This is a genomic window from Methylobacterium sp. FW102-HT35C08, assembly GCF_058790235.1.
In genome coordinates this window covers 3,065,165-3,078,945 of sequence record NZ_JBYTCL010000002.1, presented here as the reverse complement: position 1 = coordinate 3,078,945, position 13,781 = coordinate 3,065,165, and the positions used below count along the sequence as shown (strand labels likewise).

General features: G+C 65.3%; 12 protein-coding genes and 1 pseudogene. 12 read left to right on the top strand and 1 reads right to left on the bottom strand.

From position 1 onward, the window contains the following. Positions 1 to 6: 6 nt before the first annotated feature. The 11 genes and pseudogenes from AC3WSN_RS14730 to AC3WSN_RS14680 form a co-directional block, all read left to right on the top strand. Positions 7 to 579: pseudogene (locus AC3WSN_RS14730) on the top strand (M20/M25/M40 family metallo-hydrolase); the annotation flags it as partial. A 551-nt stretch (positions 580 to 1,130) separates the two neighbouring features. Continuing rightward, positions 1,131 to 1,373: a helix-turn-helix domain-containing protein gene (locus tag AC3WSN_RS14725; RefSeq protein ID WP_127991735.1), complete on the top strand. Its 243-nt coding sequence runs from the start codon at positions 1,131 to 1,133 to the stop codon at positions 1,371 to 1,373. 723 nt (positions 1,374 to 2,096) lie between these two features. Beyond that, entirely contained in the window at positions 2,097 to 3,083 is a 987-nt protein-coding gene (locus tag AC3WSN_RS14720; RefSeq protein WP_492538873.1) for a phospholipase D-like domain-containing protein, read from the top strand. Next, complete coding sequence (locus AC3WSN_RS14715; protein ID WP_492538871.1) at positions 3,061 to 3,663, top strand: chromate transporter; 603 nt, start codon at positions 3,061 to 3,063, stop codon at positions 3,661 to 3,663. Before AC3WSN_RS14720 ends, AC3WSN_RS14715 begins: the two co-directional genes overlap by 23 nt. After that, positions 3,660 to 4,187 carry a chromate transporter gene (locus tag AC3WSN_RS14710; protein ID WP_492538869.1) on the top strand — a complete coding sequence of 176 codons (528 nt, stop codon included), beginning with the start codon at positions 3,660 to 3,662 and terminating at the stop codon, positions 4,185 to 4,187. The genes AC3WSN_RS14715 and AC3WSN_RS14710 overlap by 4 nt, the downstream gene beginning before the upstream one ends. A 474-nt stretch (positions 4,188 to 4,661) precedes the next feature. After that, complete coding sequence (locus tag AC3WSN_RS14705) at positions 4,662 to 5,177, top strand: Dps family protein (protein ID WP_492538867.1); 516 nt, start codon at positions 4,662 to 4,664, stop codon at positions 5,175 to 5,177. Between the two features lie 89 nt (positions 5,178 to 5,266). Continuing rightward, positions 5,267 to 5,845, top strand: a complete 579-nt coding sequence (locus AC3WSN_RS14700) for a hypothetical protein (RefSeq protein ID WP_492538866.1) — start codon at positions 5,267 to 5,269, stop codon at positions 5,843 to 5,845. Between the two features lie 238 nt (positions 5,846 to 6,083). Beyond that, positions 6,084 to 7,178, top strand: coding sequence for an alkene reductase (locus tag AC3WSN_RS14695; RefSeq protein ID WP_492538864.1), 1,095 nt, complete (start codon positions 6,084 to 6,086; stop codon positions 7,176 to 7,178). A gap of 1,360 nt (positions 7,179 to 8,538) precedes the next feature. Further along, entirely contained in the window at positions 8,539 to 9,588 is a 1,050-nt protein-coding gene (locus AC3WSN_RS14690; protein ID WP_492538862.1) for an FUSC family protein, read from the top strand. A 2-nt stretch (positions 9,589 to 9,590) separates the two neighbouring features. Next, positions 9,591 to 9,797 (top strand): DUF1656 domain-containing protein, encoded by a 207-nt coding sequence (locus AC3WSN_RS14685; RefSeq protein ID WP_492538860.1) that lies wholly within the window; start codon positions 9,591 to 9,593, stop codon positions 9,795 to 9,797. Beyond that, on the top strand, positions 9,798 to 10,766 hold the full coding sequence (locus AC3WSN_RS14680) for an HlyD family secretion protein (RefSeq protein WP_492538858.1): 969 nt from the start codon (positions 9,798 to 9,800) through the stop codon (positions 10,764 to 10,766). A gap of 227 nt (positions 10,767 to 10,993) precedes the next feature. Here AC3WSN_RS14680 and AC3WSN_RS14675 read toward each other — a convergent pair whose 3' ends face one another. Next, the gene (locus AC3WSN_RS14675) at positions 10,994 to 11,458 is read right to left on the bottom strand and encodes a Ros/MucR family transcriptional regulator (RefSeq protein ID WP_492538856.1); all 465 of its coding nucleotides are present in this window, start codon (positions 11,456 to 11,458) and stop codon (positions 10,994 to 10,996) included. 794 nt (positions 11,459 to 12,252) lie between these two features. On the opposite strand from AC3WSN_RS14675, the gene AC3WSN_RS14670 reads away from it, so the two are divergent. Then, positions 12,253 to 13,449 (top strand): MFS transporter, encoded by a 1,197-nt coding sequence (locus AC3WSN_RS14670; RefSeq protein ID WP_492538854.1) that lies wholly within the window; start codon positions 12,253 to 12,255, stop codon positions 13,447 to 13,449. Positions 13,450 to 13,781 lie beyond the last annotated feature (332 nt).

Genomic DNA, 13,781 nt, shown 5'->3' with positions numbered 1-13,781 from the left:
ATGGAGATGAACGTGATCGACGATCAGAGAAGAAGCCTCATCGTCGACCGCGTCGACGCCGCGTTCGACGAACAGCTCGCCACGACCTGCCGGTTCGTTTCCGTGCCGAGCACGCGCGGTGCGGAGGTACCTGCGCAAGACCTGATGGCCGATCTCCTGCGGGCGAGAGGCTACGCCGTCAACGACTGGCGCATAAACCTCGCTGATCTGCGCAACCTGCCTGACATGGGCGTCATCGAGCATGACTTCTCCCGCGCACGCACCGTCGTCGGTACGCTGATCCCGGTGGCGGGCGGGGGCCGCTCGCTCATTCTACAGGGCCACTGCGACGTGGTTCCGGCCAGGCCGCTCTAATTCTGGGATAGCCCTCCCTACGTACCCCACGTGGAGAATGGTTGGCTCTACGGTCGCGGATCTGCCGACATGAAGGGCGACACGATCGCAGCGCTCTATGCGATCGAAGCGGTTCGCGAAGCCGGCTTCCGGCTCCGGGGCCGCTTGCACTTTCAATCGGTGGTCGAGGAGGAGAGCACGGGTGCGGGCGCGCTGTCGGCCTTGCAACGCGGTTACCGGGCGGATTGAACTCGCCTGCACGAGCCAAACGGGGCAGGCGCTCAGCGACGTGTGCCCCGGCATCATCTTGTTCCGCGAGGGCATCACCCAGATCGCATCATCCAGGCCGCCTAACGAGGGCACCAAGCGTTAGACTCCAACCACTTGGTCATGAGATCCGCACCACGACTGACGCCGGGACTGGGAGAAAAGCCAGGTCGCGCTTAGAGCTGGGTATTTAGGATAAAACGCCTAATAACGCACTTAGGGCTCTGCAGCGCAACAACCAATTTTGCGATGCGATATAAACAGGACGGCCGAAAAAAGTCACCAGATAAAATGCGCATCTACCTACGCCAACGAGCGGCCATGGTCATTCACTCGTAGCTAAGCGGCTGACCAACAATAGCTATTCGCCCACGGACAAATTTTGCAAGCTATGAGGATTTAGGACTGCCCCGGCTCTCCTCAAAACCGGAGTCGGCATCGCGAAAGCCCGACAATAATATCAGATTTTCTGATAACGAGCCATCTGGTTTAGCTCGGCCGTCGGCTTCCTTGATCCTGCCGACGGGCCGATGCCCAACACCCTTAGGACTGCGCGACATCGCCGGCTGGTCGAACTGCTCGTCGAGGCTCGCGAGCGAGCGGGTCTAACCCAGAGCGAACTGGGAGCGCGGCTCGGCAGGTATCAGTCCGTCATCGCTGCGATCGAGGGGGGAGGAAGACGGATCGACTTGGTCGAGTTCCTGGCGATTGCCGATGCTCTCGGCATCGACGCCGCGTCGGTGGTCGAAGCGGTCCGCGCGACCCCGGCCTGATCGCCGACGGTCCGAAGCAAGCCTCTCGACGGCGTACACCGGCCCATTCGTAATTGCGCCGGATCGAGCCGCGTTACGTCGATGTGTGGCCGGTCCGTGCGGGCTTGATCGAACCCACCTATCGCTCCGCGACAGCGAACCGGGTGGTTGGAAGATCACTTGCGGCGGCGAGCTTCTCGTAAGCCGCCTGGAGGGGAGGGGCTCTGAGAACAGGCACCTGAAGCTTGTGTGCGGACGTTCCAGGAGCGGGCTCTCACAACATGTACTGGATGCGGCGTCGGCGAACTCAAACCGGCCGTATCCGGCAGAGTGGAACAGGTCGAGCTTCCACCGGAGATCGCGCGGAAGCGGTCGGCGTAGAGCTTCTCACGGATGGCCGCACCGAGGAAGTTGATCGTGATGGCCCCTTCGTGTTGACCATGAGGGCTCCGAGATCTGCGGGAGCGGGATCACCCTCTGCTGACCACGCCGATAAGGGCCGCCAAGGTCCGATTTGTGGTGCAAGATGACCGAGGCTGCGTGTTGTTCACGTCCGCCGTACACGTGTCTTCGTGTGGTCAAGGCGAACTGCGACGTGTGCATCGCAAGGGTTGGATCACTCCGAGCAGAATGGTGCAAATCGACGGCGGAAAATCCAAGTCGCCGTCGGTGTTGTTCGGTAGGATGGGCTGAAATGCTCTGCGCTGGCTTTGTCGGCCTGAGCTTCTCGACAACCCTCAACCCATGCACACCACGCAGCTCATAGTTCAGCCGGACCATGGCATCGAGCCTGTTGTCGCCCTGATACGGGGCGCCGACCATGAGATCCTGCTCAAGCAGTTCACCTTCGACCATCCAACCTTGCTCGACGAGTTGATCGCGCGGCATATGGACGGGGTCGCCGTGCGGGTCATGCTGAACGGCGCCAAGGCCACGGGCGAGCGGATCAACGATGCGACCTTCGCCCGGCTGGACGCCGCCGGAGTATCTGTCCGCTGGGCGCCAACCCATTTTCTCGTGACACATGAGAAATCGATCGTGGTCGATCGCGCGCGCGCCATGATCGCCACGTTCAACTTTATGGAAAAGTACTTCAGTAAGACCCGGGACTACGCTGTGATCTTGAACGATCCCGCCCAGGTCACAGCCATTCGGGATTGTTTCGAGGGTGACTGGGGCGGCGAGCCGTTCACTCCGTCGGATGGCTCGGCCTTATCCTGGAGCCCGGGTAGCGCCCGAGCCATCCTATGTGGGTTCCTCGACGGCGCGAAGCACACGATCGACATCGCGCATCCGAAATTCGCGGAGCCGGTGATCTTCGAGAGGGTTCATGCCGCCTTGGAGCGGGGCGTCCGCGTCCGGCTCCTGTGCGGCGGCAAGCACGGCCTCCATCAGCCGGACCTGATGTACTCCTTCGCGCTGTGGCGCCTGTTTCGACAGGCCGGCGGGCGCCTGCACAAACAGCGCGGGCTACGGAGCCACGGCAAGATCGCGATCGTCGACGGCGACCGCGTGCACCTCGGCACGCAGAATCTCGATCAGCCCGCCTTCGACCTGCGGCGTGAGCTCGGCGTGACCGTACGGGACGCCGGGGTGGTTCGGGCGATCGCCGGCGTGTTCGAGGCTGATTGGCGGGCCTCGCGTCGATACGAGCCGCCCTATCCGCTAGCCGGGCCCGACGACGCCGAGAACGCGGAGTTCGAGTCAGATGCCGACCTGCGACACAGCTGAGATCCAGCCCGGCCGCCCCCGGGTCCCGACGCTCCCGGAGCTGTTCCTGCTGTTCAACCGGCTGACCCTGGTCAGCTTCGGCGGCGGCCTGACGGCCTGGGCACGCAAGCTCATCGTCGAGGAAAAGCACTGGCTGGACGACACGGAGTTCCTGAGCGCGTACGCGCTCGCCCGGGTGCTGCCCGGCGCCAACCAGGCGAACTTCGCCATCTATGTCGGTCACCGCTTCCGCGGCGCGGCGGGCGCCGGCGCGGCGCTGCTCGGCCTGACCCTGGTGCCGTTCTGTATCGTCGTGGGCCTCGCCTGGATGTACTTCGGCGAGGGTGCGGCCCCGGCGGTTCAGGACGCCTTGCGCGGGGTCACCGCTGCCGCGGTCGGGCTCGCCCTGTCGGCCGGCTTGAAGGCCGGGGAGGGGTTCGGCCGCCAGCCGGTCGCGCTCGCGTTCATCGTCCTGGCCTTCGCCGGCTCCGCCCTGGCGCATATCCCGTTGCCCGCCGTGCTGGCGATCCTCGCGCCGCCGGCCTTCCTCCTGGCATGGCGTCACGTCTGCCGCCGCGACCGGGGACCGGTCGGCTCATGAAGGTCAGCGACCTGATCGCGCTGGCGAGCTTCTTCGGCGCGCTGTCGGTCCTGTCCATCGGAGGCAGCAACAGCGTCGTCCCGGAGATCGCGCGCCACGCCGTAGGGGAGCAGCATTGGCTCACCGGCGACGCCTTCTCCGACATCTTCGCCATCTCGCAAGCCGCGCCGGGACCGAGCAACCTGATCGTCGCGATGATCGGCTACAAGGTCGCCGGGTTCGCTGGCGCCGTGGTCGCGCAGGCCGCCATGATGCTGCCGGCCGGCTTCCTGATGATCGGCGTCGCGCGGTTCTGGCAGGCCTCCTCGGGCACCCAATGGCATGTCGCCCTGGAGCGCGCGCTCGGACCGATCTCCGTCGGGCTGATTCTCGCGAGCGGCTGGATCGTGGCCGAGAACGCCGCCCTGTCGTACCGCGGCTACCTCGTGACGGCCCTGTGTACGCTCGTGTTCTGGCGTACGCGGCTCAACCCGGTGCCCGTCCTGGTCGCGACGGGCTTCCTGGGCTGGGCCGGCGTGATCTGACCGCGTCGCCCGGTGACGCATTCATCGGGCCGGGGCAGGAGCGGGTGCGTGCCGGCGCGTCGGGGAGCGCCTTGCCCGCCGGGCACGGAGAGCCTCGCCTCGGCATCTGGCGCTTCCCAGACGAGGATAGGGAACCACGCGCATCCACGCAGGCTGCGACCGCGCCCGGTGGGCTGCCGCTCCGTGAGCCCCTCGTAGGACAGGCCGATCCGCGGGGGAACCCGCCCGGATCGAGCCTGAGCGTGTCGACTGGGGGGCGAGGCCGCTCGACCGGGTAAACCTCCGTATAGTTGAGGGCCAGCTTACGAATCGTCAAACAAGATACGTGCTCGAAGTGCGGAACACCACCGCCCCACTAATCCCGATTGCCGCGATCCGCCTGTCTTGATCGGACGGAAAGGATCCAGGCGCGGCGGCCGGCACTCCATCGATGCCTTGTGCCGCGCCGAACACCTACGAAATCAGGAGATGTCGATGAAGTCCGAAATCGCGAGGAGCATCCGCTCGGCTCCTCTGATGACGCCGAGCGATTTTTCATCGGCCGACATCAACAATCTGTCCGCGGAACTGCGCGTCCTCCTGGCGGATGTGTTCGCAATATATCTAAAGATCAAGAATTTCCATTGGCACATGTCTGGCCCGAATTTCCGGGATTATCATCTCCTTCTCGACGAGCAATCCGAGCAGATCTTCGGGATGGTCGACGGCATCGCGGAGAGGACGCGCAAGATCGGTGGCACCTCGGTGCGGTCGATCGGGCAAGTCGCTCGCCTGCAGCGCGTGCTCGACAACGACGCCGAATTCGTCGCCCCGAAGGACATGCTGGCTGAATTGCGTGAGGACAACCGTCAACTGGTCAAGTCGATGCGGGTGATCCACCAACTCTGCGACGAGATCGGGGACGTGGCGACGGCAAGCCTGCTGGAGAATTGGATCGACCAGAGCGAGCGCCGGGTGTGGTTCCTCTACGAGATCTGCCGAAACCTTTGATCCGGCTGGCGACACGAGGCGCGCTTGAGGCGCGTCCGTGTCGCCATGGTGCGACAGTCCCACTCCCGCGCCTGTCGATGGAGAACGCGATGCCTGAATCCGACGGACGGCCCCTCAGGCTGCAGGTCGCCAACGCGCGGCTCCAGGACGGAGGCCGCGGCATCGCCCGCCTGCCGCAGGCGTCGCTGGACGAACTCGGCCTGCACGAGGGCGACATCATCGAGATCGTCGGGAAGCGCCACACGGCCGCGGTGGCCGTCGGGCCCTGCGAGGAGGACCAGGGCCTCAGCCTGATCCGCCTCGACGGCCTGCAGCGCGTCAATGCCGGCGCCTTGAGCGGCGACCATGTGGAGGTGCGCCGGGCCGAGATCCGGGCGGCCACCCGCGTGGTGGTCGCCCCGGCACAGAAGAACGTCCGCCTCCAGGGCTCGGGCGAGGCCCTGCGGCGGACCTTCTTCCATCGGCCCCTGATCGCCGGCGACGTCATCGCCACCGCGCCTCAACGCAGCGGCGGCCCCGAAGCCCGCGCGCAAGCGCAAGCGAGCGCGCCTCGGGTTGAATGTCCTCGGGCGCGGCAGCGGCAGCGGCAAAGGCTAACCGGCCGTGACCGGACGCTTCCGCCGCCGGGGGGACGGCGGTCGAAAGGCCGTCTAGCAGACAATCACTGATGACGTCCCGCAACCGCCTTCCCGAAGCGGCTCACGTCGCGCTCCGGGTCATGCTGGCGACCCAAGCGCTTGCGTGCTGGCGGGCCGCGGCACGCGCCGATCGATCGCGCCAAATTACGGCCTCTTCCCTCGAAATCAGGTGGAAATCTACCTAGAGGCGCGATCGATAAGTCGGACCCCCATCAAGAGTGATCGCAGAATTAGCTCGACACTATCAGCTCAATACTGGAGGCGTAACATGACCACTGAAGCCCTGTTCAGTCTTGGCCGTCTGGGTTCGATCGAGGTCGCGAACCGCGTTGCCATGGCCCCGCTCACCCGCGCGCGCGGCGACATGGATGGCATTCAGACGCCGCTGGCGGTCGAATATTACGGCAAGCGCGCATCCGCCGGGCTGATAATCTCGGAGGCAACGAACATCTCGCGACAAGGCCGGGGATACGCCTTCACACCCGGCATCTATACCGACGCGCAAGTTGAGGCCTGGAAGCCGGTCGCGAAGGCCGTCCATAAGCGCGGCGGCAAGATGGTCCTTCAGCTGTGGCATGTGGGCCGCTTTTCCCACGTCTCCCTGCAGGAGAACGGAGCGGCGCCGGTGGCCCCCTCGGCCATTGAGGCTGGGGACATGGTCTTCACCGAACATGGCTTCGAGCCGCCGTCCAAGCCGCGCGAATTAGAGACGGGCGAGATCGATGAAATCATCGCGGACTACGTCTGCGCGGCGAGGAATGCCCGGACCGCTGGCTTCGACGGCGTCGAGATCCACGCGGCCAACTGCTATCTCCTCGAACAGTTTATCCGCGACTCGACGAACCATCGGACCGATCGATACGGCGGGTCCATCGAGAACCGCACGCGCCTGCCTTTCGAGGTTTGCGAGGCGGTCGCCGGGGCGATCGGCGCGGACCGCGTCGGCATCCGCCTGTCTCCAGTCACGCACTCCGTCGGCGCCACGCCGTTCGACAGCGAGCCTCAGAAAACATACGGCTTCCTTGCGGAACGGCTCGGCACGCTCAAGCTCGCGTACCTCCACTGCATCGAGGGCCAGACCCGGGGCGCCAACATGCCCGAGGCCTTCGACTTCCAGGCCCTTCGGCGCAGTTTCGGGGGAGCCTACATCGCGAACAACGGGTTCACGCGCGAGATCGCCATCGACGCCATCCGCTCGGGCCGGGCGGACATGGTCGCCTTTGGCCGGCCATTCATCTCCAATCCGGACCTTGCGGAGCGGCTTCGTCAAGATCAGCCACTCGCACCGGAAGCGCCCAAGGAGTTCTTCTACGGCGGTGGCTCGCGAGGCTATACCGATTGGCCCGCCTTCGCCTCTCGCTGAGCGTTTGGCATCGGAAGGTTCGATGCCACTGAGGTGGCTCGGCATCCCTGGACACCCCTCCTGCGACCTCGGTGATTGACGAACCGGGTCGGGCGCTGGGGCTGCCGAGGCGGGGACGAAGGCGCATCGGGGCTGCCGGGCGCGCGCCACGATGCTTGTGGGTCTTGGAGAGGCGAGACTCCCGGGTCGGACCCTGGGAAGGCCCGGGATGCGATGGACGGCTTGCCGAACGATCTCCGCGGCTGCCGTCCAGGCCGAGCGACGCGACGCCATCCGTGCCGGCAAGATGATCCACGCGAGCCCAGGCTATCGTCAGGATGGTTCGCGACCAGTGCGCCTCCGTCAAAACTCTCCGCAACGCAGGCCCGCCAAATCAAAGCATCCGGTAAGATATAGATCTACGTCATACAATGCTAGCACCGACGGAGCGCCATCATTTTACAGGACAATGAAGGCGAGATCGACATGTCATGTGAGACGAACGATTGCTCGGAACGCGAACGCGAACGCGGCTAAACTTGCCAGTCCTAATATCCAGAGGGTGGCGAACCAAAGAAGCTGTCTGACGCTCGCCATCTCTCACAACCTCTCCTTCGGCCGTGGCCGATCGCGATCGTCGGCTCCGAATTGACACGATCGGTTCGACACCGAGAAGGGAGTGCTGACGCCTCGACGCCAGGGCGCACGGTTACAGTATCCGATGTGCTACGCGAAAGCTTGATCCATCCGTCTGAAACATCATCGGGTGGCGGATCAAATGCCTTCCTGGTCCGCGCAAGAGATTCGGAGGCTGTTGCGCGACTTATCCCGCGGCGTGAAGCCCGTCGTGAGCCAAACGTCCCAGAAATGAGCGTGCCATCCAATAGTCCGGCCTGGCGCTGGTCTACCCTCCTATCTTCGGTGGCCATCCGGGGCATCGCTCCGGATGGCCCGGTCCTGCCCCATCCCCCGAAGGCCAGACCCCTTCCTTCATGATCGAAATACATTGATTGATCAGCATGATGCCGCAGCTGGCTATCGAGATGCGAGAAGGTCGCGTTTCAAGGTGCTCGGAACGTCTGACGGCGCGATGCGGGCTGCCCCAACACGTCGCCGCGGCCAAAGTCGCGCCACATGCCCAAGCGCGGCCGTCGATGGCGACCGTGCGTCCGGAGCCTGGCTGCCGCGATCGGTGGCGAGCGCTCGCCCCGTCTTCGCTTAGAACGGTCGTCGCCACGCCCGCTAGACGTCACTGTCGAGGTGGCGGATCCGGCAGTTTTCCGATGCGCGTCATCGCCGCCTCCCGCATGTGTGCATGCCGACGGCCGGCAAATCGTGCGGCCGCAGCTTGATCTCGGGGGCGCGTTCGAGCGGTGCCGTCATGCCTTTCACGATCTCCGGAAAAATGGGCGGCTTCCTCGGCCTGCGCGGCACGAGCGTGCCGTTCGGTCTCCGCTCCGCCTTCACCGCCCTGGCCGTCCTTTGGCTCGCGATGTGGCTGCAGCTCGAGACCCCGCGATGGGCGGCCTGGACCGTCCTCGCGCTCGCGCTCCCCACGCGCGGCCAGGTCGGCCGCAAGGGCCTCTCCCGCGTCGCCGGGACGCTGGTCGGGCTCGTCGCGGGCCTCGCGGGGATGGCGCTCTTTTCGCAAAGCCCCATAGCCATGGGGATGTATCTCTCGTCCTGGTTCGCGCTCAGCACCTATGTGAGTGGCAGGCTTCCGGGATTCGCCTCCTACGGGGCCGCGCTCGCCGGCCTGACGGCGGGCTTCGTCGTGCTCCTGAGCGCGCCGGCTCCGCTGACGGCCTTCGATACCGCCCTCGAACGTGGGGCCGAGATCGTCATCGGCGTCGGATGCGTCTACGTGGCGAGCGCGGTCGCGGAGATCGTGCAAGGCAGCCCCGGTCAGCCGCTGACCCAGGCCACGCCGCTGCCGGCACTTGCCTCGGTCAGGGCGAACACCCTCCGCACCTTCCTGGTGGTTGCAAGTACCTGGGCCATATGGATGGCGACGGCCTGGCCTTCGGGCGGCGTCTTCGTCCTGTTCGCGGGCGTGGTGTCGATCATCTTCGTCACGATCCCGGACGGGGATCGCCGAGTGCGGGGCTATCTCTGGGGGGCGGGCCTCGGGCAGTTCGCGGGCATAGCGGTGAGATACGAACTCCTTGCCTCCGCGGCCTCGTTCGAGCTCCTCGCGCTTACGCTGTTCCCGTTGTTCTTCATGGGGGCGGTCGGCATGACGGAACCTCGCACTACCCCGCCGGCGCTCGGCTACAACCTGTCATTCCTCATCGCGGTCGCGCCGACGAACCCGATGCAATACGACCTGGCGGCCTCACTGAACGAGAGCGTCGCCGTTTTTGGCGGCATAGCCTTCGCGGCGGGCGCCTTCCGCATCATCCTTCCCGAGCGCATCTGGCGGGGCAGCTAAGCATGCCCCTCCGCGAGATCGACGTGCTCGGTGTGTTTATCGCGCCCTTCGCCCTGGGACTGCTCATCGCCACGATCTGCACGATGATCATCGGCGCCGCCCTCAAGCGGGTCTTGCCGAGCATGTCGATGACGCGATCGCCGATTCTGGAACTCGCCCTCTTCGTCGCGACCCTCTCCAGCTTTGTCCTGCTACTCGGGCGTCTGTAAGTGGCTCTTCTGAATAACGATCATTACGTGATTGACGAGCGCAGCGCGCGTCCACCTGCGAGCACCAAGACGGCTCCGCCGGTGCCCATCGTGCCCTCCGCGTTCAACCTGTTCGCGGTGATGACGTGCGTCGGCGGATCGATCCTCCTCGCTTGGCTCGCCTGGAGGTACTACTTCGACACCCCGTGGACGCGCGACGGCAGCGTGCGCGTGTACACCGCCCAGGTCGCATCGGAGGTGTCCGGAATGGTGACGGCCGTCCCGGTGGCCGACAATCAGGCGGTTCGAAAGGGCGACGTCCTCTTCAGGATCGACGACCGGGACTATCGGATCGCCGTGCAACGCGCCCAGGCCGCCCTCGAGCGAGCGCAGGCGCAGCTCACGAATTTGCGCGCGGAGGCGAATCGGCGCAACCAGCTCAGCGATCTCGCGGTCAGCGCCGAAGTGCGCCAGTCGTATGATAGCAACGCCCAGGCCGCGCAGGGCGCGTACGACGCCACCGTGGCGGATCTGGCGAACGCGAAGCTAAATTTGGAACGGACCGAGGTTCGATCGCCGGTCACCGGCTATGTCACCAACCTCCTCCTCCAGACCGGCACCTATGCGAACATCGGTCAGTCGGTCATGACCCTGGTCGATTCCGAAAGCTTCTGGGTGACGGGGTACTTCGAGGAAACCCAACTCCGCAGGATCCAGGTTTCGGATGCAGCCGACATTTGGCTGATGGGATACCCGGACCGCGTGATCGAGGGACGTGTCGAGAGCATCGGACGGGGGATCATGGATCCCAATTCCGCGCCGGGAGTCGCCGGCCTCCCTTCCGTCAACCCGGTGTTCACGTGGGTGCGCCTCGCGCAACGGATCCCCGTGCGAGTTCAATTCAAGCAACTACCCGACGACGTACACTTGGCGGCCGGCATGACCGCGACGATTCACGTTCGCGATCGGTCCGCCGCAGCCCGTCGATAATACGTCAGCCGCATCCACCGAAGGGAATAGGGCACTCGAGTGAGGGCCTGATGAGCCCTTCGCCGCGCCGCGCACTCGTCCGGACCAGCTGACGTCTCGGCTGCCGCAGGAGGCGAGAAGTGCTGGCGACACCGGTTTCGCGGCAAAGTATTCGCTGGCGTGCCCCGACGGCTATACGGCTGTGGAGCATGCCAATGGTGGATTTAAGATGTTGCCGCCGCGCTCGATCAGGTGACCTCGTAGCGTTTCCGCGACGCGTTCTCGACCATCGCCCCAGGGCGACCCAGGCCGATCGCCCTGGCGAGGGCGGATCGCTGTTCGGCATAGCTCGGCGCGACCATCGGGTAATCGACGGGCAGCCCGTAGCGCTCGTGGTACGAGCGCGGGTCGAGGCCATGGGCCGTCAGATGCCGCTTCAGTGTCTTGTATGGCTTGTTGTCTATGAAGCTTAGGATGTGTGCCGTCCGGAGAGACTTGCGAATTTCAGCCGCCGTCGGCTTTTCAAACCTGTCCACGGAGGCGGTAGCGGAATAAGCCGTGGTCGATGCCAGGTTGGCGAAAGCGCCATGCACGCTCCGGATGAGTTTCGGAAGTTCGGATGCAGGGACGGGGTTGTTCGCGACATAGGCGCTAACGAGCTGTGCCGCCAATTCGGTGAAGTCGGAGCGAGGCTCGGTGATTTGTTTTGACACGCTGCATATTCCTGATGTGCGCCCTCACGTCAGAGATGTGATTTCGAACACAGTTCCACAAATTACAAACTCGCAATGCGATCGTCGCGTCCAAAAGGATTTATGAGCTTATCTTCACGATGCGAGGCCGGCTCGCAGCGACATTGTTCACGAAATGGGTAAATAGTCAAATCCGGCATGCCCTTACAGAATACCAGGGTGTAGTGAACAGCAGGCCGAAGGCTCCCGCCGAGTGTCCGGCGCCAACAAATCTTTCGAACGTAGCGAGCCGCATCCAGCGTCAGACACTTCCAGAGCGTCATGACAATGCATGCCAGGGATGATCATCCGCGAAGACCGTCTGAACGGCGATTACACGGTGCGTCGGTCCGTTCCATCGACGGCGGGAGTGCGACGGCCATGCGCTGGCCCGGAAGTCCCTGGCGCGCGGTAAGGCGGCCATGGCAGCCATCCGTCGGATCGCAGCAAACGCCGCCTCACGCGTCTCATTGATGGCCTGGGGCATGAGGGAGGAACATTGCCTCGTCGGTCGAGACGGCGAGCGCCAAACTTCTCCTGCTTCTCGATCAAGGTTCAGATCGCGCCCATTGGTCGACCCACCAGCGTCGCGCAACAGCAAGGCCATTACCCTGATGTGGGTGAAATCGTAGAAACTAGCGGGCGCAAGTAAGTCCAGAGCATCATCCTTAGATATGATTGCATGCCGAGCCACGCCGCCGCACGACCGAATACGGCTGGACAGCTCGGTGGAAACTGCTGCCGCTGGATGTCCGTAGGATCCGGGGAGCGGGACGATGTCCGCACAAGTTTCGGCAACCGAGGCGGCGGCACTGCCGGAACGCCGCGGGCGCACCTTCGCGATGGCCGCCGCCGCCGGCATCGCAGTCGCGAACATCTACTACAATCAGCCGATGCTCGGCCTTATCGAGCGGGATTTGCCCGGCGAGATCACCGGCCTGATCCCGACCGCGACGCAGCTCGGCTACGCAGCGGGACTGTTCCTTCTCGTGCCTCTCGGCGACATCGTCGAGCGACGGCGCCTGATCGCCGTTCAGTTCGGCGGCCTGTCGGTGGCGCTCGCGCTCGCGGCCTTGGCGCCCTCGGCGTCGCTGGTGGTACTCGCCTCGCTCGTCCTCGGGCTGTCGGCTACCGTCGCCCAGCAGATCGTCCCGCTCGCGGCGCATTTGGCCTCGCCGGAGCGGCGCGGGGCCGCCGTCGGCACGATCCTGTCAGGTATCCTGACGGGCATCCTGCTCAGCCGCACGCTGGCCGGCTTCGTCGCGACCCACGGGGGCTGGCGGGAGATGTTCTGGCTCGGCGTGCCCATGGCGCTCGCGGCCGGGGCGCTCATGATGGTCACGCTGCCCCACAGCCGCCCCAACTCGACGTTGCGCTACGGGGCGCTCCTGGGCTCGCTTGCGGAGTTGTGGCAGAGTTACTCCGCCCTGCGGCGCGCGGCGGCGACCCAGGCGCTGGTGTTCGCCGCTTTCACGGTGTTCTGGACCATCCTGGCGTTCCGGCTCCAGGAGCCGCCCTACGGTTACGGCGCGGACGTGGCCGGCCTGTTCGGCGTCGTGGGCGCGATCGGCGTCTTCGCGGCCCCACTCTCGGGTCGCTTCGCCGACCGGCACGGCTCGCGGCCGGTGGTGCTGGGCGGATCCGTGCTCACCCTGGCGTCATGGGCGGTCTTCGGGCTCTGGACTTCGCTGGCCGGTCTCGTGATCGGGGTGGTCCTGCTCGACTTCGCCATGCAATCAACCCTGGTCGCCAACCAGCACATCGTCTTCGCCCTTCGCCCCGAGGCGCGCGCGCGGCTCAATACCGTGCTCATGGGGGCGATGTTCCTGGGTGGGGCGCTCGGGTCCGCCGCAGCCACCTCCCTTTGGCAGATGGCCGGGTGGAACGCGGTCGTCGCCCTAGGCGTCGTCCTCGGCACCCTCGCGACCGCCGTGCAGGTGCTCGGCGGACCGGGCCGCGACGCTGAGGCATAGGGGATCCCACGCTTGGGCGGAGCGCACCTGCGGGACTGGTGCTCGGCCGGGCATGGCGATGCGGACGCCGAGCGATGTCGACGCAGCCATTTGCGGGTGATCAGAATCCGGCACGCGATCGGGATCATAGGTCACGGCGCCCTGTCCCGGCGATGGCGGGATCCGAACGCTCTGTTTCAGGGCGCGAGTCGCCGGAGGCCGGTCGGGTGCCCGCGCCGCATGTCTATGCGCGGCATCAGATCGAAGCGCGCCAGCGCTGCGGGATCGAGGAGAGCCGGCGTCCGCCTCTCGGACCGCCAGCCTCGACCACCGGAACCGGTTCGACCGCCGTC

What these genes read in the sequence shown, in the direction of transcription:
- AC3WSN_RS14720 (WP_492538873.1), top strand. Translation starts at nt 2,097, where the DNA reads ATGCACACCACGCAGCTCATAGTTCAGCCGGACCATGGCATCGAGCCT.
- AC3WSN_RS14715 (WP_492538871.1), top strand. Translation starts at nt 3,061, where the DNA reads ATGCCGACCTGCGACACAGCTGAGATCCAGCCCGGCCGCCCCCGGGTC.
- AC3WSN_RS14685 (WP_492538860.1), top strand. Translation starts at nt 9,591, where the DNA reads ATGCCCCTCCGCGAGATCGACGTGCTCGGTGTGTTTATCGCGCCCTTC.
- AC3WSN_RS14725 (WP_127991735.1), top strand. Translation starts at nt 1,131, where the DNA reads ATGCCCAACACCCTTAGGACTGCGCGACATCGCCGGCTGGTCGAACTG.
- AC3WSN_RS14700 (WP_492538866.1), top strand. Translation starts at nt 5,267, where the DNA reads ATGCCTGAATCCGACGGACGGCCCCTCAGGCTGCAGGTCGCCAACGCG.
- AC3WSN_RS14705 (WP_492538867.1), top strand. Translation starts at nt 4,662, where the DNA reads ATGAAGTCCGAAATCGCGAGGAGCATCCGCTCGGCTCCTCTGATGACG.
- AC3WSN_RS14710 (WP_492538869.1), top strand. Translation starts at nt 3,660, where the DNA reads ATGAAGGTCAGCGACCTGATCGCGCTGGCGAGCTTCTTCGGCGCGCTG.
- AC3WSN_RS14690 (WP_492538862.1), top strand. Translation starts at nt 8,539, where the DNA reads ATGCCTTTCACGATCTCCGGAAAAATGGGCGGCTTCCTCGGCCTGCGC.
- AC3WSN_RS14695 (WP_492538864.1), top strand. Translation starts at nt 6,084, where the DNA reads ATGACCACTGAAGCCCTGTTCAGTCTTGGCCGTCTGGGTTCGATCGAG.
- AC3WSN_RS14670 (WP_492538854.1), top strand. Translation starts at nt 12,253, where the DNA reads ATGTCCGCACAAGTTTCGGCAACCGAGGCGGCGGCACTGCCGGAACGC.